Here is a 24,892-nt window from a genome sequence, read left to right on the forward strand (position 1 = left end):
CCGTGTTCCCCGTGAAAGGCGTTTCCGCCCGTGTTCGTTCCCCTGAGCATCCCGAGTCCGTCCGCCGAATGGCAGTACTTCGACGTGACGGCCTGGATCAACGAGACCTTCGGTGCCTCGGTGCCGGGTTCGCTGCGCATCCACGCCTACGCCCTCTGCATCCTGGCCGGCATCGTCATCGCCGGCATCATCACGAACCAGCGTCTGAAGCGCCGCGGGGCCGAGAGCGGCGTCGTGATCGACGTCATGCTGTTCGCCGTTCCGCTCGGCATCATCGGCGGTCGCTTCTTCCACGTCATCACGCACCCGGGCGACTACTTCTCGTCGCCCGACCAGTTCGTCCACGTGTTCTTCATCTGGGAGGGCGGTCTCGCGATCTACGGCGCCCTCCTGTTCGGCGCCCTCGGCGTCTGGCTGGGCTGCCGGTACTCGGGTCTGCGCTTCTGGACCTTCGCCGACGCCCTGGCCCCCGGGCTTCTCGTGGCTCAGGCCTGCGGTCGACTGGGCAACTGGTTCAACAACGAGCTCTTCGGCATGCCGACCGACCTGCCCTGGGGTCTCGAGATCCAGTCGAGCAACCCGGCGTACCCCACCGGGCTCCCCGAGGGCACGCTGTTCCACCCGACGTTCCTCTACGAGATCGTGTGGATGCTCGCGGGTGTCGCGATCCTGCTGCTGATCGAGCGCAAGACCACTCTCGAATGGGGCAAGGCGCTGTCGTTCTACCTCGTCTGGTACGGCATCGGCCGGGCCTGGTTCGAGTCGATCCGCACCGACCCCAGCCTGCTCTTCTTCGGCATCCGCACCAACGTCTGGATGAGCTTCGCCGCCATCCTCCTGGGCATCGTCATCTACGTCGTCGCCACGCGACGGCACCCCGGTCGGGTGCCCAGCGCCTACGCCCCGGGGCGGTCCCCGATCGATCGCGACACTGAGCTAGACTCGCGACGCACGGAAGCGGACGACGACGACCCCGAACTCGTCGCCGTCGGAGCATCGGACGACACCGCCGATACGACACCGCGGTCCTAGGGCACACAGCCCCGGTACCACCGCACCAGGCCAGGGATCCCACGACTCGACCGAGTCACGGCCTCCCTCCAGCCGGAGCCGCTCCCGCATCGAGAACCACCTCACGACCGCCACAAGCTGTCAGGGCAACTCCGCTGAGCCGAAGCACCACCGGACAACCGATCCACCGTCCGGTCGGCGACCGACGTCAGCCGCACTTCCGCGGCGACGTCCAGTGACACGGGCCGACGACGTCCCGACTCCTACAGGATCTCTTCGTGAGGACGGATTCCATGGCCCCCACGCCAGCCCATCAGCAGTTCAGCACGGTCCCCTCCGCGGTCGGTCTCTACGACCCCCGCAATGAGAAGGACGCCTGCGGTCTCGCCATGGTCGCGACCCTCCGGGGCACCGCCGGGCACGACATCATCGACGCGGCCCTCGGCGCCCTGCGCAATCTCGAGCACCGCGGTGCCATCGGATCGGACGCCGGCACCGGCGACGGAGCCGGCATCCTCTGCCAGATCCCCGACGCGTTCTTCCGCGACGAGGTCGACTTCGAGCTGCCCGAGGCGGGGGAGTACGCGGTCGGCATCGCCTACCTGCCCCTCGACGAGCAGGAGCGCGCCGAGCTGAAGACCGGCATCGAGCGCATCGCCGATCTGGAGCACCTCGACGTGCTCGGGTGGCGCGACGTGCCCGTGCGCCCGGACGAACTCGGGACCTTGGCGCGCAACGCCATGCCCGCCTTCGAGCAGCTCTTCCTGGCGAGCCGTCAGAGAGGCGCCGACGGTCGGCGCCTGTCGGGCGTCGAGCTCGACCGCCGCGCCTTCCGTCTGCGGAAGCGCGCCGAGCGCAAGCTCTCCGCCTACTTCACCTCCCTCGGCAGTCGCACCATGGTCTACAAGGGCATGGTGACGACACTCCAGCTGGAGCCGTTCTACCCCGACCTCAGCGACGAGCGCTTCGCCTCGAAGCTGGCCATCGTCCACTCGCGGTACTCGACGAACACGTTCCCGTCGTGGCCTCTCGCCCAGCCGTTCCGCATGATCGCGCACAACGGCGAGATCAACACGGTCCGCGGCAACCGCAACTGGATGCGCGCGAGGCAGTCGCAGCTCGAGTCCGAGCTGATCGGCGACCTCAAGCCGCTCCTGCCGATCGTCAGCCCGGGTGCCAGCGACTCCGCCTCGTTCGACGAAGTGGTCGAGCTGCTCAGCCTGACCGGCCGGTCGCTCCCTCACGCGATCATGATGATGGTCCCCGAGGCGTGGGAGAACCAGGTCGACATCGACCCCGAGCTGCGCGACTTCTACGAGTACCACTCGATGCTCATGGAGGCGTGGGACGGCCCCGCCGCCATCACCTTCACCGACGGCTCCGTCGTCGGGGCGACGCTCGACCGCAACGGTCTCCGTCCGGGCCGCTACCTGGTCACCGACGACGGGCTCGTCGTGCTCGCCAGCGAGATCGGCGTCCTCGACATCGACCCCGCCAAGGTCGTCCGCAAGGGGCGCCTGCGCCCCGGCAAGATGTTCCTGGTCGACACCGAGGCCGGGCGACTCATCGAGGACGACGAGATCAAGCGCGACCTCGCGGCGGAGGCTCCGTACGGCGACTGGCTGGCCGAGGGGCGCATCCACCTCTCCGACCTCCCCGACCGCGAGCACATCGTCCACACCCCCGCGTCGGTGACGCGGCGCCAGCGGACCTTCGGATACACCGAAGAAGAGGTGCGCATCCTCCTCGCCCCGATGGCGAAGACCGGCGCCGAGCCCCTCGGGGCCATGGGCAGCGACACGCCCATCGCCGTCCTGTCCGAGCGCCCGCGCCTCCTGTTCGACTACTTCACGCAGCAGTTCGCCCAGGTGACGAACCCGCCGCTCGACTCGATCCGCGAGCAGGTCGTGACCTCGCTGAAGCTCGGCCTCGGCCCCGAGCGCAACCTTCTCGCGGCCACACCCGAGCATGCGCGCCAGGTCATCCTGGACTTCCCGGTCATCGACAACGACGAGCTGGCGAAGATCCAGCACATCGACCCGAGCCCCGGCTCGCGCGCCACGTCGACCATCCGGGGTCTCTACCGCTCCGACAAGGGACCTCGTGCGCTCGAGAAGCGCATCGCGGCGATGTGCAACGAGGTCGACGACGCGATCGAGGCCGGGGCGCGCTTCATCGTCCTCTCCGACCGCGACTCGAACCAGGACTTCGCGCCGGTGCCCTCGCTTCTGATGATCGCCGCCGTGCATCATCACCTGATCCGCACCGAGAACCGGATGAAGGTCGGGCTGATCGTCGAGGCCGGCGACGTGCGCGAGGTCCACCACGTCGCCACCCTGATCGGCTACGGCGCGTCGGCGGTGAACCCGTACCTCGCGATGGAGACCAGCGAGAACCTAGTCCGGTCGGGCATGATCACGGGTCTGTCGCCCGAAGACGCCGTGCACAACCTCATCAAGGCGCTCGGCAAGGGCGTGCTGAAGATCATGTCGAAGATGGGCATCTCGACCGTCTCGAGCTACGCGGCGGCGCAGGCCTTCGAGGCCGTGGGCCTCAGCCGCGAGTTCGTCGACACCTACTTCACGGGCACCTCGACGATGCTGGGCGGCATCGGCATCGACGTCATCGCGGCCGAGAACAAGGAGCGTCACCTCAGCGCCTACCCGGCCGACGGCTCCGTCGTCGCCCACGAGCGTCTGGCGACGGGCGGTGAGTACCAGTGGCGTCGCGAGGGGCCCAAGCACCTCTTCAACCCCGACACGGTCTTCCGTCTGCAGCACGCGACGCGCACCCGCCGCTACGACATCTTCCGCGAGTACACGAAGCTCGTCGACGACCAGGCCGAAGACCTCATGACCCTCCGCGGCATGTTCGCCTTCAAGCACGGCGTCCGTCCGTCGATCCCGCTCGACGAGGTCGAGCCGATCGAGGCCATCGTCAAGCGCTTCTCCACGGGTGCGATGAGCTACGGGTCGATCTCGAAGGAGGCGCACGAGACTCTCGCGATCGCCATGAACCGTCTGGGCGGCAAGTCCAACACGGGTGAGGGCGGAGAAGACGTCGAGCGTCTGCTCGACCCCGAACGCCGCAGCGCCGTGAAGCAGGTCGCATCCGGACGCTTCGGCGTCACGAGCATGTACCTGACCCATGCGACCGACATCCAGCTGAAGATGGCGCAGGGCGCCAAGCCCGGCGAGGGCGGCCAGCTGCCGCCGACCAAGGTCTACCCCTGGGTCGCCCGGACTCGTCACGCGACCCCCGGCGTCGGTCTCATCTCGCCGCCGCCGCACCACGACATCTACTCGATCGAAGACCTCAAGCAGCTGATCTTCGACGTCAAGCGGGCGAATCCGACCGCTCGGGTCCATGTGAAGCTCGTCAGCCAGTCGGGCATCGGCGCGGTCGCCGCGGGGGTCACCAAGGCCCTCGCCGACGTCGTCCTCGTCTCGGGGCACGACGGCGGAACGGGTGCCAGCCCGTTGAACTCGCTGAAGCACGCGGGCACCCCCTGGGAGATCGGCCTCGCCGAGACGCAGCAGACGCTCATGCTGAACGGCATGCGCGACCGAGTCGTCGTCCAGGTGGACGGCCAGATGAAGACGGGTCGCGACGTGATGATCGCGGCGCTGCTCGGCGGCGAGGAGTTCGGCTTCGCGACGGCCCCGCTGATCGTCGAGGGCTGCATCATGATGCGCGTCTGCCATCTCGACACCTGCCCGGTGGGCGTCGCGACGCAGAACCCCGAGCTCCGCGCCCGGTTCTCGGGCAAGCCCGAGTTCGTCGTCAACTTCTTCGAGTTCCTGGCCCAGGAGGTGCGCGAGTACCTGGCCGAGCTGGGATTCCGCTCCCTCGACGAGGCGATCGGCCGCACCGACGTGCTCGACGTCGACCGGGCCATCGACCACTGGAAGGCCTCCGGTCTCGACCTCGCGCCGGTGCTCGTCGGTCCGGCGTTCGCCGACGACGAGCCTCGACGCAACCACCGCCCGCAGGAGCACGAGCTCGAGAAGCACTTCGACGTCGGACTCATCGAGCAGAGCATGTCCGTGCTCGAGAACGGCGGGCGGGTCGAACTCCGACTCCCCATCCGCAACACCGAACGCGCGGTCGGCACGATGCTCGGTCACGAGGTCACCGTGCGGTACGGCGAGAACGGACTCCCCGAGGGCAGCATCGACGTCACCCTCACGGGCTCGGCGGGTCAGTCGCTGGGGGCGTTCCTCCCCGCGGGCATCACCCTCCGACTCGAGGGCGACAGCAACGACTACGTCGGGAAGGGTCTCTCCGGCGGCGACATCGTCGTCCGTCCCGACCGCTCGAGCACCTTCACGGCCGAGGCCAACGTGATCGCGGGCAACGTCATCGGCTACGGAGCCACCCGGGGGAGCATGTTCATCCGGGGCATCGTGGGCGAGCGCTTCCTGGTCCGCAACTCGGGTGCCAGCGCCGTCGTCGAGGGCGTCGGCGACCACGCGCTCGAGTACATGACGGGTGGTCTCGCGGTCATCCTCGGCGACACCGGCCGGAACCTCGGTGCGGGCATGTCCGGAGGCACGGCCTACGTGCACCGTCTGCGGACGGAGCGGGTCAACTCCGACGCGCTCGCCTCCGGCGAGCTGCAGCTCCACCCGCTCGGCAGCGCCGACGCCGAGATCCTGACCGATCTGCTCTCCCGGCACCTCGCCGAGACCGGGTCGCCCGTGGCCGAGAGACTCCTCGCCGACCTCGAGACGACCGTCTCGGAGTTCGTCAAGGTCCTCCCGCGGGACTACGCCGCCGTCCTCGCCACCCGGCAGACGGCCGTCGACGAGGGTCTCGACCCCGATGGCGACGAAGCTTGGAAGCGAATCCTGGAGGTGACCGGTGGCTGATCCCAAGGGATTCCTGAAGACGCAGAAGCGTGAGCTCCCGAAGCGGCGTCCCGTGTCGGTGCGGCTCATGGACTGGAAAGAGGTCTACGAGCAGCAGGAGTCGGGCGAGCTCCGCCGGCAGGCCGGCCGCTGCATGGACTGCGGCGTGCCCTTCTGCCATCAGGGCTGCCCGCTCGGCAACCTGATCCCCGAGTGGAACGACCTCATGTGGCGCGGCGAGGGCCGACAGGCCATCGAGCGCCTGCACGCGACCAACAACTTCCCCGAGTTCACCGGTCGCCTCTGCCCCGCCCCCTGCGAATCGTCGTGCGTGCTGGGCATCAACCAGCCGCCCGTGACCATCAAGCAGGTCGAGGTCTCGATCATCGACCAGGCGTTCCAGAACGGCTGGGTCACCCCCCACCCGCCCGAGCGTCTGACCGGCAAGACCGTCGCCGTCGTGGGGTCCGGCCCTGCCGGGCTCGCGGCTGCGCAGCAGCTGACCCGCGCCGGTCACACCGTCGCCGTCTACGAGCGCGACGACCGCATCGGCGGCCTGCTGCGCTACGGCATCCCGGACTTCAAGATGGAGAAGAAGCAGATCGAGCTCCGTCTCGCGCAGATGCAGGCCGAGGGCACCCGCTTCCGAGCGGGCGTCGAGATCGGTCGCGACATCGCCTGGGACGACCTCCGGGCGCGGTACGACGCCGTCGTGGTGGCCACCGGGGCCACGGTGCCCCGCGATCTGCCGATCCCGGGCCGTGATCTGTCGGGCATCCACTTCGCGATGGAGTACCTCGTCCAGCAGAACCGGGTCGGTGCAGGCGACACCGTCGTCGACCAGATCTCCGCTGAGGGCAAGCACGTCGTGGTCCTCGGGGGCGGCGACACCGGCGCGGACTGCATCGGCACGGCGCACCGTCAGGGCGCTCTCTCGGTCACGAACCTCGCCATCGGTCAACAGCCTCCGGAGGAGCGGCCCGAGACCCAGCCGTGGCCCATGTTCCCGACGGTGTTCGAGGTCTCGAGCGCCCACGAGGAGGGTGGCGAGCGGATGTTCCTCGCGTCGACGGTGGAGTTCCTCCGCAACGACGTCGGCGAGGTGCGGGCGATCCGCGTGGCCGAGACCGAGTACCTCGACGGCCGCCGGGTGCCCAAGGCCGGCACCGAGCGGGAGATCCCCGCCGACCTCGTCCTCCTGGCGCTCGGCTTCACGGGTCCCGAGCGGAACGAACTCGAACAGCAGCTGCGACTGCCCTTCGACGGGCGCGGCGCTCTGGTCCGCGACAAGACCTACGAGACGAGCGAGGCCGGCGTGTTCGTCACCGGCGACGCGGGTCGGGGTCAGTCGCTGATCGTGTGGGCGATCGCCGAGGGGCGGGCGGCCGCATCGTCGGTGGACGCCTATCTCGAGGGTCAGACGACTCTGCCGTTCCCGGTCGCACCCACCGATCGCTCCATTTCGGTCTGATCGTCCGCCCGGGCGGGAATAAGCTAATACGGCGGGCCTGAGTCGTCCGACACCATCCCAAGACGTTAGGAACACATGAGACGCGCAAAGATCGTCGCCACCCTCGGGCCGGCGACATCGAGCTACGACGACATCCGAGCGATCATCGACGCGGGTGTCGACGTGGCCCGGATGAACCTCAGCCACGGCAGCTACGACGTCCACGAGAGCGTGTACAAGAACGTCCGTCAGGCGGCGGACGACGCCGGGCGTCCCGTCGCGGTCCTCGTCGATCTCCAGGGGCCGAAGATCCGGCTCGGCAAGTTCTCCGACGGCCCGCACGATCTCGCCGTGGGCGACGTCTTCAAGATCACGACCGAGGACATCCTCGGCACGAGAGACATCTGCGGCACGACGTTCAAGGGCCTGCCCGCCGACGTCAGCGCCGGCGATCCTCTGCTCATCGACGACGGTCGCGTCAAGCTCCGCGTGCTCGAGTCCGACGGCACGACCGTCACGACCGAGGTCGTCGTCGCCGGCACCGTCTCGAACAACAAGGGGATCAACCTCCCCGGCGTCGCGGTGAACGTGCCCGCGCTGTCCGAGAAGGACGAAGCCGATCTGCGGTGGGGGCTGACCCTGGGTGCCGACCTCATCGCCCTGTCGTTCGTGCGGGATGCGGACGACGTCGACCGCGTGCACGAGATCATGGCGGAGGAGGGCCGGAAGGTCCCGGTCATCGCGAAGATCGAGAAGCCCCAGGCTGTCGACAACCTCGAGGCCATCATCGACGCGTTCGACGGCATCATGGTCGCCCGCGGCGACCTCGGGGTCGAGCTGCCCCTCGAGGCCGTGCCGATCGTGCAGAAGCACGCGGTCGAGCTGTCCCGTCGCATGGCGAAGCCCGTCATCGTCGCCACGCAGATGCTCGAGTCGATGATCTCGAGCCCCATCCCCACGCGAGCCGAGACGTCCGACGTCGCCAACGCCGTCCTCGATGGTACGGACGCCGTGATGCTGAGCGGCGAGACCAGCGTGGGGGAGTACCCCGTCATCACGGTCCAGACCATGGCCCGCATCGTGCAGTCCACCGAAGAGCACGGACTCGAGCGCATCCCGCCCCTCGGTACCAAGCCGCGCACGCAGGGTGGCGCGATCACCCTCGCCGCCGCCGACGTCGCCGACTTCGTCCAGGCTAAGTTCCTCTGCGTGTTCACGGAGTCCGGTGACTCCGTCCGTCGGATGTCGCGCCTCCGCCACTCCATCCCGATCCTCGCCTTCACCCCGAACGAGGCGACCCGTCGCCGGATGGCCCTCAGCTGGGGCGTCCAGTCGCACCTGGTCGAGAACGTCACCCACACCGACGCCATGTTCGCGCAGGTCGACGACATCCTGCTCGGCAAGAAGCTGGCCGACGTCGGCGACAAGGTGATCGTCATCGCCGGCACCCCTCCGGGAATCGCCGGGTCGACGAACGACCTCCGCGTGCACCGGGTCGGCGACGCGCACGGCGAGGCGGCTCCGGCCTACGCCGAGCTCGCCTAGCCGGACACACCAGCACCGCACCGGCGCCGCCGGGTCCTCGACGGACTCGGCGGCGTCGTGTGCTCGGGGCGTACCCTGTGGCCATGTCGGTCGGCCCCTCTCACCCAGCGTGCTTCGTCTTCGACGGACGCCTGTACGTCGTCCCGAGCGGATCCGATCTCAGCGTGTCCGAATCGGCGCGAGCCCTGCGTTCCCGATCCGCCATCGAGCTCTCCGGTCCGACGCCCCCGGGAGGCGCGGCTCACTGGATCGTGACAGGAGCCGTCGGCGGCGGGGTCGCCTTCGCCGTGATCGCCGCCGCGGGCGGCTGGCATGTCACCGCGCTCCTCTCGCTCCTGCTGTGCTTCACGATGGGCGCGCTCGTCGGGGCCCTCCTCGCAGCGGGGACGCATTCGCTCGTCGGGGCGGCGACCGGCGAAGGGCAGGCGGCTCCCCGGGCTTCGCACGCCATCGAGGTCCCGGAGGACGTCGCATCGTCGGCTCCTGACGACTCGACCGGTGACGAGCTCGTTCTCTGGTCGACGCTCGTGTCGCGGTACCGGCGAGCGGACGCGACGGCCTCGGGAGCAGAGCATCTCGAAGCGGCTCGGGACTACGAGACGGTCGCGCGCCTCCTCGGTCTCCCACCAGGCCGCGAATGAGGCGAGACGTCGGCGACACAGAAGAAAGCCCCGACCCACCGGAGTGGATCGGGGCTTTCTCGTCGATATCGGGCGGACCCGAGATCACCGGCGCCTCGAGGACGCCGCCGAGTCAGATGACGCGGATGTTCTCGGCCTGGAGGCCCTTGTTGCCCTGAGCGGTGTCGAATTCGACCTTCTGGTTCTCCTCCAGGTTGCGGTAGCCGTCGCCGGCGATCGCGGAGAAGTGCGCGAAGACGTCAGTGGATCCGTCGTCGGGGGTGATGAAGCCGAAGCCCTTTTCGGAGTTGAACCACTTAACGGTACCTGTAGCCATTTTTCTTGTTCCTTATATTTTCAGAGTTGTCATTCCCGATTTCGAGAACGCTCGTCGCGGTGCCTTTTTGTCCGCTCCCTCTGAGAACGACGCCACCTGACCCGACTTCCGGAGAAGTCCGACCTGGAACGTCGCGAGATACAAATGCGTAACACAACAACCAGTGATGCAACTGTAGTGCACAAGACCGGCCCGCACGCCACTTCATCGACGGAGATGTCGGAAAAAGTCGCTGGCCGCGTTCGTGCCGGATGTGGGACTCGAACCCACACGCCCTCTCGGACAGAGCATTTTGAGTGCTCCGCGTCTGCCATTCCGCCAATCCGGCTCACGACGACCGAGGCAAGAATACCGTAGGCTCTGCTTCGTGAGTGACCAGGAAGCAACCCCAGCAGCACCCCGTCGCGTCGTCGTGGCCGAAGATGAGTCCCTCATCCGGCTCGACATCGTCGAGATCCTCCGCGACAACGGCTACGAGGTCGTCGGCGAGGCCGGAGACGGCGAGACCGCCGTCGCCCTCGCCACCGAGCTCCGGCCCGATCTCGTGATCATGGACGTCAAGATGCCGAAGCTCGACGGCATCAGCGCGGCCGAGACGCTGAGCAAGAACCACATCGCGCCCGTCGTCCTCCTGACGGCCTTCAGCCAGAAGGAGCTCGTCGAACGGGCGAGCGAGGCCGGCGCCCTGGCCTACGTCGTCAAGCCGTTCACACCGAACGACCTCCTGCCGGCGATCGAGATCGCCTTGTCGCGCTACACGCAGATCATCACGCTCGAGGCCGAGGTCGCCGACCTCGTCGAGCGCTTCGAGACCCGCAAGCTCGTCGACCGGGCCAAGGGCCTGCTGAACGAGAAGATGGGGCTGACCGAGCCCGAGGCCTTCCGCTGGATCCAGAAGGCGTCGATGGACCGCCGACTCACGATGCACGACGTCGCACAGGCGATCATCGAGCAGCTCAGCGCCAAGAAGTAGACCCGAGTCGCGCGACGAGGCCGTCACCCCACGGGGTGGCGGCCTCGATCCGTCTGTCGCGTCGTCCGCTGCGGCTCCCGATCAGGAGCGCGCGTCCGTCAGGAAGTTCGTGATGCGGACGGTGGAGAGGAGCCGCCCTGCCTCGTCCGTCATCACGATCTGATGCGTCGCCAGCGTCCGGCCCAGGTGGATCGCGGTGCAGGTGCCGATGACCCAGCCGGTCGAGATCGAGCCACTGTGACTCGCGTTGAGCTCGATCCCCATGGCCAGCCGCCCCGGGCCAGCGTGGACCGTCGACGCGATGGAGCCGAGGGTCTCCGCGAGGACGACGTGCGCCCCGCCGTGCAGGATGCCGACCGGCTGCGTGTTGCCGGCGACGGGCATCCGCGCCACGGCGCGCTCGGCGCTCATCTCGAGGATCTCGATCCCCATCTTCTCGGCGAGGTCGCCGACTCCACGACGACCGAAGAGCTCGGACGCCGCGTCACTGAGCTCGGGGCGCACGGCACCGGATCCGCCGACCTGATGGGCGGCGCCCTCGGAGGAGGCGGCGGGGGAGTGGGAGGTCATTGCGCTCCGTGGGGCCGTGGTCCGGTGGATCTCCCCGACGGCCGTGTCGGAGGTGCCCGCTAGGCTGACGGGGTGTCGGACGAAGCAAAGCCTACCCTCCTGGTCATCGACGGTCATTCGCTGGCCTTCCGCGCGTTCTACGCCCTACCGGTCGACAGTTTCGTCAACCGCGAGGGCCAGCACACCAACGCGATCCACGGCTTCATCTCGATGCTGCTGAGTCTTCTCAAAGCCGAGAAGCCCACGCACCTGGCCGTCGCGTTCGACATCTCGCGATTCTCCTTCCGCACCCGCGAGTACCCCGAGTACAAGGGCACGCGCTCCGAGACCCCGCCCGAGTTCGTCGGTCAGATCCCCCTCTTGGAGGAGGCCCTTCACGCGATGGGCATCACGACCATCACCAAAGAGGACTTCGAGGCGGACGACATCCTCGCGACCCTCGCGACGCGCGGTCGAGACGAGGGCTTCCGAGTGCTCGTCGTCTCCGGCGACAGAGACGCCATCCAGATGGTGAACGACGACGTCACCCTCCTCTACCCCTCGGCTCGGGGCGTCAGCGAACTGACCCGCTACGACCGCGACAAGGTGTTCGAGCGCTACGGCATCGAGCCGCATCAGTATCCCGAGGTGGCCGCCCTGGTCGGCGAGACCAGCGACAATCTGATCGGCATCGACAAGGTCGGCGAGAAGACCGCGGTCAAGTGGATCAACCTCTACGGGGGGCTCGACCAGATCATCGAGCGCGCCGACGAGATCAAGGGCGTCGTCGGTCAGAAGCTGCGAGAGCAGAAAGAGAACGCGATCCGCAATCGTCGCCTGAACCGTCTGGTCACCGATGTCGAGCTGCCCGTGGGGCCGGCCGACCTCGAGCGCCGGGGCATCGACGAGGCTGCGGTCCGAGAGCTGTTCGACAAGCTGCAGTTCCGGACGCTGCTCGAGCGCGTCCTCCTCCTGTCCGAGTCCTCGTCGACCGGCGAGGCGTCCGAGCCCGCCGTGACGGCAGCACCGGTCGGCATGCCCGTCGTCCGTACCCTCGTCGACGAAGAGCTCGCCTTCTGGCTCAAGAAGCACGCCTCCGACCCGCAGAGCCCCGTGGGGCTCGTGGTCGAGTACGGCAACGATGGCGTCGTCGGGCTCGGCCTCTCGACGCAGGTCGAATCGGCGTACATCCCGTGGGCCGCCGGGCGCGGCGACTACGTGGCCCTCGAGGCCTGGCTCGACGGAGAGACCCCCAAGGTCGTCCACGACGCCAAGCGCGCCTACAAGGCACTGTCGCGAGTGGGTCTGCATCTCACGGGCGTCGTCGGCGATCCCCGTGTCGCCGCCTGGCTCCTCCGACCGGCCCGCACGTCGTTCGCCCTCTCGGACCTCGTCTACGAGCAGCTCGGCGAGTCGCTGCCCGTCGGCGACCCCAACCAGCTCGTCGCCAGCGAAGACGATTTCAGCGTGGCATCCGAGGCGTGGTTCGTCCTGCGCCTCTCGGACTCCCTGGTCGACGCACTCGATGAAGGGTCGCGACGCGTCCTGACGGAGATCGAGCTCCCGCTCGTCCCGGTGCTCGGCGACATGGAGCTCACCGGGGTGGCCGCTGATCGCCCGACGCTCCAGGCCCTGTCCGTGCGGTTGGGCGAGTCCGCAGCCGGACTCGCCACCGAGGCGTTCGCGGAGATCGGCCGCGAGGTCAACCTCGGCTCCCCGAAGCAGCTGCAGGAGGTGCTGTTCGAGCAGCTCGAGATGCCGAAGACCCGCGCGACGAAGACGGGCTTCTCCACCGACGCGGCCTCTCTCGCCGACCTGCAGGAGAAGCATCCCCACCCGTTCCTCGATCTCCTCCTCAAGCACCGCGATGCCACCAAGCTGCGGCAGATCATCGAGACGCTCGAGAAGTCGATCGCCGACGACGAACGCATCCACACGACGTACGACCAGACCGGCACGACCACCGGGCGGATCTCATCGGTCGACCCGAACCTCCAGAACATCCCGGTCAAGGCCGCCGTCGGTCGCGAGATCCGTGCCGCGTTCATCCACGGTCCGGAGTACGAGACCCTGCTGACGGCCGACTACTCGCAGATCGAGATGCGGATCATGGCGCATCTCTCGGGTGACGAGGGCCTGATCCAGGCGTTCAACGAGGGTGAGGACCTGCACCGCTTCGTGGGTGCCCGCATCTTCGGGGTCGAACCGGCCGACGTCTCACCCGCCATGCGGACGAAGGTCAAGGCCATGTCGTACGGTCTCGCCTACGGCTTGAGCGCATTCGGCCTGTCGAAGCAGCTCCGGATCGAGAGCTCCGAGGCCAAGCAGCTGATGACGGACTACTTCGCGCGTTTCGGGGCCGTCCGCGAGTACCTGCGGAACGTCGTCGAGCAGGCCCGCGAAGACGGCTACACCGAGACCATCTTCGGTCGCCGTCGACCCTTCGCCGACCTCAAGTCACCCAACCGGGTGCTGCGCGAGAACGCCGAACGTGCAGCGCTGAACGCCCCGATCCAGGGCTCGGCCGCCGACATCATGAAGATCGCCATGCTCGGAGTGCAGTCCGAGATCGGGTCTCGTGAACTCGCGTCGCGTGTCCTCCTGCAGGTGCACGACGAGATGATCGTCGAGGTCGCACCCGGCGAGGTCGACGCCATCCGCGACATCGTCCGTCGCCAGATGAGCGGTGCCGCCGATCTCAGAGTGCCTCTCGACGTCAGCGTGGGTCTCGGCGAGAGCTGGGACGCCGCGGCGCACTGACGGCCCGCCTGACGCGATCGTCGGCCAGCCGACCCGCCGCGTCGGTCCAGAACGGCTCGATCCGCTCGGAGTGGGCACACTCGGGCGCGACCGTGGCAGCCTGCGCGCGCCTCAAGCCCCGGCGACGACTCGAAGCGGGCGCAAACAAAGCAGAAACGCGGTCCCGACTTGACGAACAGACACAAACGGGCTTATATGAAATCTGCTCGGTGAACGTCGGGCACCAAACGGCTCTTAATTCACTGAACAGCTGATGACTTCCTTCCGGTGAGTCATCCCCGCACGACGACGAGGTCTCGCATGTACGCACCTGAGCGTCATCAGCAGATCCTCGATACGGCATTGAGCAGAGGTCGGGTCGAGGTGGCGGGTCTGGCCCGTGACCTCTCGGTCGCGCCCGAGACCGTGCGCCGGGATCTGACCGAGCTCGAACGGCGTGGCGTCCTCCGACGTGTCCACGGTGGCGCCATCGCCGTCGAGCGCCTCGGCATGGAGCCCCCCGTCGTCGATCGTGAGGGCACCGCGGCGGCCGAGAAGGACCGCATCGCCCGAGCTGCGCTCGATGAGCTGCCCGAAGAGGGTTCGATCATCATCGACGCCGGCACGACGGCCATCCGGTTCGCCGAGCTGCTGCCTGTGGATCGCGTGCTGACGGTCGTCACCCATTCGCTCGCCGTGGCGACCATCCTCATCAGCAGGCCCAACGTCACATTGCACCTCCTCGGTGGACTGATCCGCACCAGGACGTACTCCTCGGTCGGGGACTGGACGCGCAGCCAGCTCGCCGACGTCTTCGCCGACGTGGCCTTCGTCGGGACGAACGGCGTCTCCGTCGAGCGAGGGCTCAGCACGCCCGATCTCGCCGAGGCGCGGGTCAAGCGCGCCCTCCTCGCGTCGTCCAGGCGGACCGTCGTCCTCGCCGACCACACGAAGTTCGGCCGCGAGGACTTCGCGAAGGTCTCCCCGCTCTCCGACGTCGACACGATCGTCACCGACTCCGGGGTCGACGGCGAGCTCGCCGACGACGTCGAGCGCGCCGGCCCCAGGGTCGTGATCGTCTGATGACGACCTCCCCCCACAGCCCCACCCGAAGCACCATCCCCCTCCCGCACCCCCACGCTCGTCACTGAGTACGAAGGAGTACCGCCCTCATGTCCGAATTCACCCCCACGGTCACCGGGACCGGTGTGCGCGCTCGCGTACAGCGGTTCGGAGGCTTCCTCTCCGGCATGATCATGCCGAACATCGGCGCGTTCATCGCCTGGGGTCTCATCACGGCTCTGTTCATCGAGACCGGGTGGACGCCCGTCCCGCAGCTCGGCGGTTTCGGAACGGACTCCGCCGGCGAGCCCTACGGCGGCATCGTCGGTCCGATCATCACGTACCTGCTGCCGATCCTGATCGCCTACACCGGTGGTCGCATGATCCACGGTCAGCGCGGAGCGGTCATCGCCGCCGTCGCCGTCCTCGGTGTCATCTCGGCGACGGACGTCCCGCAGTTCCTCGGCGCCATGATCGTCGGCCCGCTGGCCGCCTGGGTGCTGAAGCAGTTCGACAAGCTCGTCGAGGGTCGCATCAAGTCCGGGTTCGAGATGCTGGTCAACAACTTCTCGCTCGGCATCATCGGTGCGGCCATGGCCATCGCGGCCTTCTTCGGCCTCGCCCCGATCACGACGTGGCTCACCGACCGGTTCGGTGAGGCCGTCGAGTTCCTGGTCAACCTCGGTCTCCTGCCGTTGGCCTCGATCATCATCGAGCCTGCGAAGGTGCTGTTCCTCAACAACGCCATCAACCAGGGCTTCCTGACCCCGCTCGGCGCCATCCAGTCCGCAGACGCCGGCAAGTCCATCCTGTTCATGCTCGAGTCGAACCCCGGTCCCGGGCTCGGCATCCTCCTCGCGTTCCTCTTCTTCGGCCCGCGTGCCATCCGCCCGTCGGCCCCCGCCGCCATCATCGTGCACTTCTTCGGCGGCATCCACGAGATCTACTTCCCCTACATCCTCATGAAGCCCATCCTGCTCATCGCCGCCGTCGCCGGTGGCGCCACGGGGATCGCCTGGTTCTCGGCCTTCGGGCTCGGGCTCGTCGGGCCGGCTTCGCCGGGCAGCATCATCGCCTACTTCGGCGTCGCCGCGCGGGGGGACTTCCCGCTCATCCTGGTCGGCATCCTGCTGTCCGCTCTCGTGTCGTTCGTCGTCTCATCGCTCCTGATGGGCTTCGGTCGCAAGGAGAACCGCGAGGCTGCGGCCGAGGACGCCGAGGCCCAGCAGCAGGCGCTGGCCGACGCGCAGGCGGCGACCGCCGCCAACAAGGCCACCAGCAAGGGAACCGCTGCTCCCACAGCGTCCTAGTGATTGAATCGGGGGGTGGCTCCGGCCGCCCCCCGATCCACCTCGAAACAAGGAGAACACCATGGCAACCCTCGACGGATCGTCCATCAAGAAGCTCATCGTCGCCTGCGACGCGGGCATGGGCAGCAGCGTCATGCTCGCCTCCACGCTCAAGAAGCAGCTCAAGAAGAGCGGGGTCACCGTCGAGCACTCGCCGGTGTCCGAGATCCCGGCCGACGCCGACGTCGTCGTCACCCAGAACAACCTCGCCGAGCGTGCGCGCGGGGTCGTCCCCGACATCCCCGTCGTGCCCTTCCAGCTGTTCATGGGCGACCCCAACGTGGCCAAGGTCGTCAAGGCCATCCAGGACGGCTCGACGGTCGAGGTCTGACGATGACCGACCAGGCTCCTGAACTGACGGCGCTGCTCGCCGAATCCTCCATCCGGCTCGACGAGTCCGCCGCCACGCGCGACGAGGCCATCCGGGCGACCGGTCGGGCCCTCGTCGAGGCCGGCGCAATCGATGAGGCGTACATCGACGCGATGTTCGAGCGTGAGAACTCCGTCTCGACGTACGTCGGCGAAGGTGTCGCCATCCCTCACGGCACCCTGGCGGGCAAGGACTCGGTGAAGAACGACGCCCTCGTCGTCCTCCGGTTCCCGCAGCCGATCGACTGGGACGGCAACGAGGTCTCGGTCACCGTGGGCATCGCCGCGAAGGGGAATGGGCACATCGCCATCCTCAGTCAGCTGGCGAGCATCCTGATGGACCCCGACAAGGCCGCAGCCCTCCGGGGTGCGACCACGACTTCGGAGGTCTACGACCTGCTGCAGTCCGACGAAGACGACGACTGACCTCGACGCCCCCTCCGTCCGGCCTCCCGGCCGATCGGATCCGCACCGCCGTCCGACGACGACGGCACCAGACCGCACCGGTCTCGACCAAGGAGTAGAAATGCCCGAACGCACCGTCACCATCGCCTCGAGCGTCGGTCTGCACGCCCGTCCCGCCTCGCTGTTCAGCCAGGCGGCCGGCAAGACCGGTGCAAAGGTGACGCTCACGACCTCGGCCGGCAAGAGCGTCAACGCTGCGAGCATCCTCGGCGTGCTGTCGCTCGGCATCAACCACGGCGACGAGGTCGTCATCGCCACCGACGGGGACAACGCCGAGGCCGCCCTCGACGAGCTCGCCGCCCTGCTCGAGACGGACCTCGACAAGGACTGAGCGCCTCCTGCGGTCCTCGAGGGCACCGGGTCGACGACACGTCGACCCGGTGCCCTTCTCTGTCAGCCACCGAGAATGACCAGCCCGCCGTGTCGGAGGTCGCGTCTAGGCTCGGGGCATGTCAGACGACTCGACCAGCACCTCCAGCCGCGTCCCCACAGCCATCGACGCGATCGCCGAACGCTGGGTCGACACGCTCGTCGATCTCGATCCCTCGGTCGCGACGTGGATCGGGCGTGAAGGGCGCACAGGCGAGTACGGCGACTACTCGCCCGAGGGGCACGACCGGCGCATCGGCGAAGCGCGGGCCGTCATCGCCGCTCTCGACGCGGCCCCCGTCGTCGATGACGTCGACCGCGTGACGCAGACGGATCTGCGCGGTGAGCTGGCGCTCGACGTCGAGTTCCACGAGGCGCGGCTGCATCTCCGCGACCTGAACGTCATCGCTTCGCCCGCGCAGGGGATCCGCGAGGTGTTCGATCTGATGCCGACGGGCTCGCTGTCGGACTGGTCCGACATCGCCTCCCGTCTGGCGGCCGTCCCGTCCGCTCTCGAGGGCTACGAGGCGTCCCTCCGCGCCGGTGCCGCCGAGGGCGTCGTCCCGGCTCGCCGGCAGATCGAGAAGGTCGCCGTCCAGTGCGCACGGATCGGACGACGAGACGGATTCTTCGCCGATCTCGTCGGCGGGGCCCGTCCTGAAGACGGCACCGCGCCTCCTGCCTCCCTCGATCGCGATCTCGCACGGGGAGCCGAGGCGGCCGCGTCGGCCTACCTCCGGTTCGAGAGGTTCCTGGTCGACGAGATGCTCCCGTCCGGGGGCGCCCACGACGGAGTGGGGCGCGAGGCGTACGCGCTGCACTCCCGTCGATTCCTCGGGGCGGCGATCGACCTCGACGAGACCTACGAGTGGGGCCTCGACGAGCTCGCGCGGATGACCGCCGAGCAGGAGGCGGTGGCCGGCCGGATCGAAGAGGGCGCGAGCGTGCAACGCGCGGTCGAGGTGCTCGACGCAGACCCCTCACGGCGTCTCGACGGGACGGAAGCCCTGCAGCACTGGATGCAGGAGCTGAGCGACCGGGCCGTCGACGAGCTCGGTCGGACCCACTTCGACATCCCCGACGAGCTGCGTCGCCTCGAATGCCGCATCGCCCCGACCCGTGACGGCGGCATCTACTACACGGGTCCGAGCGACGACTTCTCGCGGCCCGGCCGGATGTGGTGGTCGGTGCCCGAGGGGGTCACCCGCTTCGACACCTGGCGCGAGACGACGACCGTCTACCACGAAGGCGTCCCGGGTCACCACCTGCAGCTCGGCCAGGCCGTCCACAACCGCACGAATCTGAACACCTGGAGGCGGCAGCTGGCGGGTACCTCGGGTCACGCCGAGGGCTGGGCCCTGTACGCGGAGCGCCTGATGGACGAACTCGGCTACCTCGACGATCCAGGTGACCGGCTCGGCATGCTCGACGGCCAGCGGATGCGCGCGGCCCGTGTCGTCCTCGACATCGGAGTGCATCTCGGGAAGCCCTTCCCGGGCGACGGCGGACGACGCTGGGATGCCGAGAACGCCCTGGACTTCATGCGCCGGAACGTGAACATGGACGACGAGTTCGTCGTCTTCGAGGTCGACCGTTACCTCGGCTGGCCGGGTCAGGCCCCCTCGTACAAGGTGGGCCAGCGCATCTGGGAGGACCTTCGCGCGGAACGCACCCGACGAGACGGCGCGGCCTTCGACGTGCGCCGCTTCCATCGTGACGCGCTCCGACTCGGCGGGGTCGGCCTCGACACGCTGAGGCGCGAGCTCCTCCGCTGACGGGGCCCGATCGACGAGTGTCGACACGGAGTCGGGGTCCGTTGCCGCGGCCGGGACACGAGGCTATGATGTCCATGCGCTATCCGCGTCACTCTGCCCGCACGCTGCGGTCGATCACCCCGAGAACACGTTCACGGACGACCACGGCCCGATTCATGCTTTCACTGGAGCACTAACTACATGACAACCGTAACGACCAAGGCACCCAAGCAGGTCGCCATCAACGACATCGGATCCGCTGATGACTTCCTGGCCGCGGTCGAAAAGACTCTGAAGTTCTTCAACGACGGCGACCTCATCGAAGGCACCGTCGTGAAGATCGACCGCGACGAGGTCCTCCTCGACGTCGGCTACAAGACCGAGGGCGTCATCCCCTCGCGCGAACTCTCGATCAAGCACGACGTCGACCCCACCGAGGTCGTCGAGGTCGGCGACACGGTCGAGGCCCTGGTCCTCCAGAAGGAGGACAAGGAAGGCCGTCTGATCCTGTCCAAGAAGCGCGCTCAGTACGAGCGTGCCTGGGGCGACGTGGAGAAGATCAAGGACGCCGACGGCGTCGTCACCGGTACCGTCATCGAGGTCGTCAAGGGCGGCCTCATCGTCGACATCGGACTCCGTGGCTTCCTCCCGGCCTCGCTCATCGAGCTCCGCCGTGTGCGCGACCTCACGCCGTACCTCGGCCAGGAGATCGAGGCCAAGATCCTCGAGCTCGACAAGAACCGCAACAACGTGGTCCTGTCGCGTCGCGCGCTCCTCGAGCAGACTCAGTCCGAGAGCCGCACCACCTTCCTCAACAACCTCCACAAGGGCCAGGTCCGCAAGGGCATCGTGTCGTCGATCGTCAACTTCGGTGCGTTCGTCGACCTCGGCGGAGTCGACGGTCTCGTCCACGTCTCCGAACTGAGCTGGAAGCACATCGAGCACGCCAGCGAGGTCGTGGAGGTCGGCCAGGAGGTCACCGTCGAGATCCTCGAGGTCGACCTCGACCGTGAGCGCGTCTCGCTCTCGCTCAAGGCGACGCAGGAAGACCCGTGGCAGGTGTTCGCTCGGACGCACGCCATCGGTCAGGTCGCGCCCGGCAAGGTCACGAAGCTCGTCCCGTTCGGTGCGTTCGTGCGCGTCGCAGACGGCATCGAGGGCCTCGTTCACATCTCGGAGCTGTCGGCCAAGCACGTCGAGCTCGCCGAGCAGGTCGTCGCCGTCGGCGACGAGGTGTTCGTCAAGGTCATCGACATCGACCTCGACCGCCGTCGCATCTCGCTGAGCCTCAAGCAGGCCAACGAGGGCGTCGACCCCGAGGGCACCGAGTTCGACCCGGCGCTGTACGGCATGCTCACCGAGTACGACGACCAGGGCAACTACAAGTACCCCGAGGGCTTCGACCCGGAGACCAACGAGTGGCGCGAGGGCTTCGACTCGCAGCGCGAGAAGTGGGAGCAGGACTACGCTGCAGCCCAGTCGCGCTGGGAGGCCCACAAGAAGCAGGTCGCCGCTTCGCTGGCCGAAGAGACGACGTTCGACGTGCCCACCGGCTCCTCGTTCTCGAACGAGACCCCCTCGGGCGCCGGCACCCTCGCCGACGACGAGTCGCTCGCCGCACTGCGCGAGAAGCTCTCCAGCAGCAACTGATCACGGCGCCTCGGCGCTCACGATCGCACTGACAGGCGGTTCCCCCTCGGGGGAACCGCCTGTCGGCGTCTGCGGCCGGATGCGGGGGAGTCTGCGCTCAGCGGCCTGACCCGGCCCGGCCCGGCCCGGCCGAGTATCATCGCGGCATGTTCATCTGCGGCCTCACGGGCGGGATCGCCGCCGGCAAGAGCACCGTCTCACTGCGTCTGGCCGAGAGGGGTGCGGCCGTCATCGATGCGGATCAGCTCTCCCGCGAGGTCGTCGACGTCGGGACTCCGGGATTCGAGGCGGTCGTCGAGCGCTTCGGCACCGGTGTCGTCTCACCTTCCGGCGGGCTCGACCGCAAGGCACTGGGTGCCCTCGTCTTCGGTGACTCGGCCGCTCGGCTCGACCTCGAGTCGATCATCCATCCCGCGGTCAGAGCCCTCTCGGCGCAGCGCATGGCCGAGGCCGTCCGCGACGACCCCAGACGAGTCGTGGTCTACGACGTGCCCCTCCTGGTCGAGTCTCGCGGTGCGGGCGAGTTCGACGTCATCGTCGTCGTCCACGCTCCTCGCGAGCAGCGCCTCCGTCGTCTGATCGAGTTGCGGGGCATGTCGCGCACCGAGGCCGAACGGCGACTCGACGCCCAGGCGTCGGACGAGGAGCGTCTCGAGGCGGCGGACATCGTCGTCGACGCCACCGGCAGCCTGGAGGACACGAAGAGGCGCGCGGACGATCTCCACGAGCGGCTGCGTTCGCTGTCAGCACGGAAGGCGGACGCCCCCGAGGCGCCCAGTGTCGGTGGTCCCTCGTAAACTCGGAAGCATGGAACCAACCCGTAGCGTCCGCCCGTTCGAAGTCGTCAGCGAGTACGAACCGAGCGGCGACCAGCCGGCCGCCATCGCCGAGCTCGCGGGTCGGATCAACGCGGGCGAGACCGATGTCGTCCTCCTGGGTGCGACCGGAACAGGCAAGTCGGCGACGACCGCCTGGCTCGTCGAACAGGTGCAGCGCCCGACGCTCGTGCTGGCGCACAACAAGACCCTCGCCGCGCAGCTCGCGAACGAGTTCCGTGAGATGTTCCCGCACAACGCCGTCGAGTACTTCGTCTCGTACTACGACTACTACCAGCCCGAGGCGTACGTGCCCCAGACCGACACGTTCATCGAGAAGGACAGCTCGATCAACGCCGAGGTCGAGCGGCTGAGGCACTCGACCACGAACTCGCTGCTGAGTCGCCGCGACGTCATCGTCGTCTCGACGGTGTCGTGCATCTACGGGCTCGGCACGCCCGAGGGCTACCTCGAGGCCATGATCGCGCTGCAGGTGGGTCAGCGCATCGACCGCGAGACCCTGATCAGACGGTTCGTCTCGATGCAGTACCAGCGCAACGACATCGACTTCTCCCGCGGCAACTTCCGCGTGCGTGGCGACACCATCGAGATCATCCCCATGTACGAGGAGCTCGCCATCCGCATCGAGATGTTCGGCGACGAGGTCGAGGCTCTGTACGCCCTGCACCCCCTCACCGGCGACGTCGTCAAGACCCTCGACGCCGTGTCCGTGTTCCCCGGGTCCCACTACGTGGCCGGCACGGACGTCATGCATCGCGCCATCGGCACCATCAAAGACGAGCTGGCCGATCGACTCGGAGAGCTCGACAAGCAGGGCAAGCTGCTCGAGTCCCAGCGCCTCCGCATGCGCACGACCTTCGACCTCGAGATGATGGAGCAGATCGGGTTCTGCAACGGCATCGAGAACTACTCCTCCCACATCGACGGCCGTTCGCCGGGCGAAGCGCCTCACTGCCTCCTCGACTACTTCCCCGACGACCTGCTGGTCGTGATCGACGAGTCGCACGTGACGGTGCCGCAGATCGGCGCCATGTACGAGGGCGACGCCTCCCGCAAGCGCACCCTGGTCGATCACGGTTTCCGACTGCCCAGTGCGCTCGACAACCGACCCCTCAAATTCGAGGAGTTCCTGAACCGCGTCGGGCAGAAGGTGTACCTGTCGGCGACCCCGGGCAAGTACGAGCTCGGCATCACGGACAGCGTGGTCGAGCAGATCATCCGACCGACCGGACTCATCGACCCCGAGATCGTCGTCAAGCCGTCCGAGGGGCAGATCGACGACCTCCTCGAGGAGATCCGCCTCCGTACGGATCGCGACGAGCGGGTTCTGGTCACGACGCTGACGAAGAAGATGGCGGAGGAGCTCACCGACTTCCTCACCGAGGCCGGTGTCCGTGTCCGTTACCTCCACTCCGATGTCGACACCCTCCGACGTGTGGAGCTGTTGACCGAGCTGCGTCAAGGCGTCTACGACGTCCTGGTCGGCATCAACCTGCTCCGCGAGGGCCTCGACCTCCCCGAGGTGTCGCTCGTCGCCATCCTCGACGCCGACAAGGAGGGCTTCCTCCGGTCGTCGACGTCTCTGATCCAGACCATCGGTCGTGCGGCCCGCAACGTGTCCGGTCAGGTGCACATGTACGCCGACAAGATGACGGACTCCATGAAGCAGGCGCTGGAGGAGACCGACCGGCGTCGGGACAAGCAGATCGCGTACAACCTCGAACGGGGCATCGATCCGCAGCCGCTGCGGAAGAAGATCGCCGACATCACCGAGGCGCTCGCTCGTGAGGGGGCCGACACGGCCGAACTCCTCGCCGGCCGCGACGGCAAGAAACGCGCACCCACGCCGAATCTCAAACGGCAGGGTCTGGCGGCCGGTGCCGCCAACGGCCTCGAGTCGATCATCGCCGACCTCAACGAGCAGATGCTGCAGGCGGCGGCCGAGCTCAAGTTCGAGTTGGCCGGGCGCCTCCGCGACGAGGTCGCCGACCTCAAGAAGGATCTGCGACAGATGGAGGCGGCAGGGCATGTCCGCTGACCCGAAGAGGGTCGTCGTCACCGGGGCGACGGCGGGCCTCGGTTTCTTCGCGGCGGAGCGGTTGGCGGCGCAGGGCCACAAGGTGGTGCTGGCCGCTCGCGACGGCGAGCGGGCCAGCCGGGCAGTCGATGCCATCCGAGACCGCGTCGCGAGCGCCGACCTCGAGACGGTCGAGCTCGATCTCGCCGACCTGACGTCCGTACGGACGGGCGCCTCGGCGATCACCGCCGGAGGGGCGGTCGACGTGCTGCTCGCGAACGCCGGCGTGGTCGGCTCGCGTCGGCGACAGACGACCGCGAACGGCTTCGAGCTCCAGTTCGGGACGAACCATCTCGGCCATTTCGCCCTCGTCTCGCACCTCCTGCCCGGTCTTCAGGCGGCGCCGGCCGGTCGCATCATCCACCTCGGCAGCATCAGCCACCGGTGGGTCCGGCTCGACCTCGACGATCCGATGATGCTCTCCAGCTACTCGAGCTACGTCGCCTACGCCCGGTCCAAGCTCGCCGTCATGACGTTCGGGTTCGATCTCGACCGACGCCTCAGAGCGTCCGGCTCGTCGGTGTCGAGTGTCGTCGCGCATCCGGGCTTCTCGTGGGAGTCGCTGAGCGACCCTCGGCCTCCCGTCGTCGAGCCCCGGCGCCCGCCGGCCGTCCTGACCTCGATGATGCACACCTTCTCGCAGGGCAAGGAGATCGGTGCCGAACCGCTCGTCCACGCCGCCGTGGCAGAAGGCGTCGACGGCGGGGAATACTGGGGCCCGGCCGGCTGGTTCCAGCTCACCGGCGAACCAGCCCTCGTCAGAGCGTCCCGTCATGCGCACGACGCAGCCGCCGCCCAGCGACTCTGGTCCGAGTCGGCACGACTCACTTCAACCCAACCCACCCTCGATTGAGCGAGCGACCCCGGTCTCTTCCCCGGCGGTCTTC

The 24,892-nt window shown here is 68.0% G+C and carries 19 protein-coding genes and 1 tRNA gene; 17 read left to right on the forward strand and 3 right to left on the reverse strand.

Going from position 1 to position 24,892, the window contains the following annotated elements:
• Positions 1 to 30 precede the first annotated feature (30 nt).
• From lgt to IFT51_RS06860, 5 genes are all read left to right on the forward strand, one after another.
• On the forward strand, positions 31 to 1,032 hold the full coding sequence (gene lgt / locus IFT51_RS06840) for a prolipoprotein diacylglyceryl transferase (protein ID WP_371740725.1): 1,002 nt from the start codon (positions 31 to 33) through the stop codon (positions 1,030 to 1,032).
• 272 nt (positions 1,033 to 1,304) lie between these two features.
• Positions 1,305 to 5,882 carry a glutamate synthase large subunit gene (gene gltB, locus IFT51_RS06845; protein WP_192060332.1) on the forward strand — a complete coding sequence of 1,526 codons (4,578 nt, stop codon included), beginning with the start codon at positions 1,305 to 1,307 and terminating at the stop codon, positions 5,880 to 5,882.
• Positions 5,875 to 7,332 carry a glutamate synthase small subunit gene (locus IFT51_RS06850; protein ID WP_192060333.1) on the forward strand — a complete coding sequence of 486 codons (1,458 nt, stop codon included), beginning with the start codon at positions 5,875 to 5,877 and terminating at the stop codon, positions 7,330 to 7,332. Before gltB ends, IFT51_RS06850 begins: the two co-directional genes overlap by 8 nt.
• 75 nt (positions 7,333 to 7,407) lie before the next feature.
• Positions 7,408 to 8,856: a pyruvate kinase gene (gene pyk, locus IFT51_RS06855; RefSeq protein WP_192060334.1), complete on the forward strand. Its 1,449-nt coding sequence runs from the start codon at positions 7,408 to 7,410 to the stop codon at positions 8,854 to 8,856.
• 83 nt (positions 8,857 to 8,939) lie between these two features.
• On the forward strand, positions 8,940 to 9,497 hold the full coding sequence (locus tag IFT51_RS06860) for a hypothetical protein (protein WP_192060335.1): 558 nt from the start codon (positions 8,940 to 8,942) through the stop codon (positions 9,495 to 9,497).
• A 112-nt stretch (positions 9,498 to 9,609) separates the two neighbouring features.
• Here the strand turns inward: IFT51_RS06860 and IFT51_RS06865 are convergent, their stop codons facing one another.
• Together IFT51_RS06865 and IFT51_RS06870 are read right to left on the reverse strand one after the other, a co-directional pair.
• Positions 9,610 to 9,813 (reverse strand): cold-shock protein, encoded by a 204-nt coding sequence (locus IFT51_RS06865; protein WP_055797427.1) that lies wholly within the window; start codon positions 9,811 to 9,813, stop codon positions 9,610 to 9,612.
• A 245-nt stretch (positions 9,814 to 10,058) separates the two neighbouring features.
• A tRNA-Leu gene (locus IFT51_RS06870) sits at positions 10,059 to 10,141 on the reverse strand.
• A 39-nt stretch (positions 10,142 to 10,180) separates the two neighbouring features.
• Between IFT51_RS06870 and IFT51_RS06875 the strand changes: the two genes are divergently transcribed.
• Positions 10,181 to 10,786 (forward strand): ANTAR domain-containing response regulator, encoded by a 606-nt coding sequence (locus tag IFT51_RS06875; protein WP_192060336.1) that lies wholly within the window; start codon positions 10,181 to 10,183, stop codon positions 10,784 to 10,786.
• A gap of 81 nt (positions 10,787 to 10,867) precedes the next feature.
• Here IFT51_RS06875 and IFT51_RS06880 read toward each other — a convergent pair whose 3' ends face one another.
• Complete coding sequence (locus tag IFT51_RS06880; protein ID WP_192060337.1) at positions 10,868 to 11,356, reverse strand: PaaI family thioesterase; 489 nt, start codon at positions 11,354 to 11,356, stop codon at positions 10,868 to 10,870.
• A gap of 72 nt (positions 11,357 to 11,428) precedes the next feature.
• Here IFT51_RS06880 and polA point away from each other — a divergent pair, with 72 nt between their 5' ends.
• The 11 genes from polA (at position 11,429) to IFT51_RS06935 (ending at position 24,858) form a co-directional block, all read left to right on the forward strand.
• Positions 11,429 to 14,095 (forward strand): DNA polymerase I, encoded by a 2,667-nt coding sequence (gene polA / locus IFT51_RS06885; RefSeq protein ID WP_192060338.1) that lies wholly within the window; start codon positions 11,429 to 11,431, stop codon positions 14,093 to 14,095.
• Between the two features lie 300 nt (positions 14,096 to 14,395).
• Positions 14,396 to 15,157, forward strand: a complete 762-nt coding sequence (locus tag IFT51_RS06890) for a DeoR/GlpR family DNA-binding transcription regulator (protein ID WP_192060339.1) — start codon at positions 14,396 to 14,398, stop codon at positions 15,155 to 15,157.
• A gap of 89 nt (positions 15,158 to 15,246) precedes the next feature.
• Entirely contained in the window at positions 15,247 to 16,446 is a 1,200-nt protein-coding gene (locus IFT51_RS06895) for a PTS mannitol transporter subunit IICB (protein WP_192060340.1), read from the forward strand.
• A 61-nt stretch (positions 16,447 to 16,507) separates the two neighbouring features.
• Positions 16,508 to 16,816, forward strand: coding sequence for a PTS lactose transporter subunit IIB (locus IFT51_RS06900; protein ID WP_192060341.1), 309 nt, complete (start codon positions 16,508 to 16,510; stop codon positions 16,814 to 16,816).
• Positions 16,817 to 16,818: 2 nt separating this feature from the next.
• The gene (locus IFT51_RS06905; protein ID WP_192060342.1) at positions 16,819 to 17,280 is read left to right on the forward strand and encodes a PTS sugar transporter subunit IIA; all 462 of its coding nucleotides are present in this window, start codon (positions 16,819 to 16,821) and stop codon (positions 17,278 to 17,280) included.
• Positions 17,281 to 17,380: 100 nt separating this feature from the next.
• A complete protein-coding gene (locus IFT51_RS06910) occupies positions 17,381 to 17,650 on the forward strand; it encodes an HPr family phosphocarrier protein (RefSeq protein WP_192060343.1) in 270 nt (89 codons plus the stop codon).
• Between the two features lie 118 nt (positions 17,651 to 17,768).
• Complete coding sequence (locus IFT51_RS06915; RefSeq protein ID WP_192060344.1) at positions 17,769 to 19,463, forward strand: DUF885 domain-containing protein; 1,695 nt, start codon at positions 17,769 to 17,771, stop codon at positions 19,461 to 19,463.
• Positions 19,464 to 19,643: 180 nt separating this feature from the next.
• Positions 19,644 to 21,092: a 30S ribosomal protein S1 gene (gene rpsA, locus IFT51_RS06920; RefSeq protein WP_055797456.1), complete on the forward strand. Its 1,449-nt coding sequence runs from the start codon at positions 19,644 to 19,646 to the stop codon at positions 21,090 to 21,092.
• A gap of 146 nt (positions 21,093 to 21,238) precedes the next feature.
• Positions 21,239 to 21,889, forward strand: coding sequence for a dephospho-CoA kinase (coaE, locus tag IFT51_RS06925; RefSeq protein ID WP_192060345.1), 651 nt, complete (start codon positions 21,239 to 21,241; stop codon positions 21,887 to 21,889).
• A 10-nt stretch (positions 21,890 to 21,899) separates the two neighbouring features.
• Positions 21,900 to 23,966, forward strand: coding sequence for an excinuclease ABC subunit UvrB (gene uvrB / locus IFT51_RS06930; protein WP_192060346.1), 2,067 nt, complete (start codon positions 21,900 to 21,902; stop codon positions 23,964 to 23,966).
• Positions 23,956 to 24,858, forward strand: a complete 903-nt coding sequence (locus IFT51_RS06935; RefSeq protein ID WP_192060347.1) for an SDR family NAD(P)-dependent oxidoreductase — start codon at positions 23,956 to 23,958, stop codon at positions 24,856 to 24,858. Before uvrB ends, IFT51_RS06935 begins: the two co-directional genes overlap by 11 nt.
• The last annotated feature ends 34 nt before the right edge of the window (positions 24,859 to 24,892 follow it).

Source organism: Frigoribacterium sp. CFBP 13712 (assembly GCF_014842255.1).
Taxonomy (GTDB): Bacteria; Actinomycetota; Actinomycetes; order Actinomycetales; family Microbacteriaceae; genus Frigoribacterium.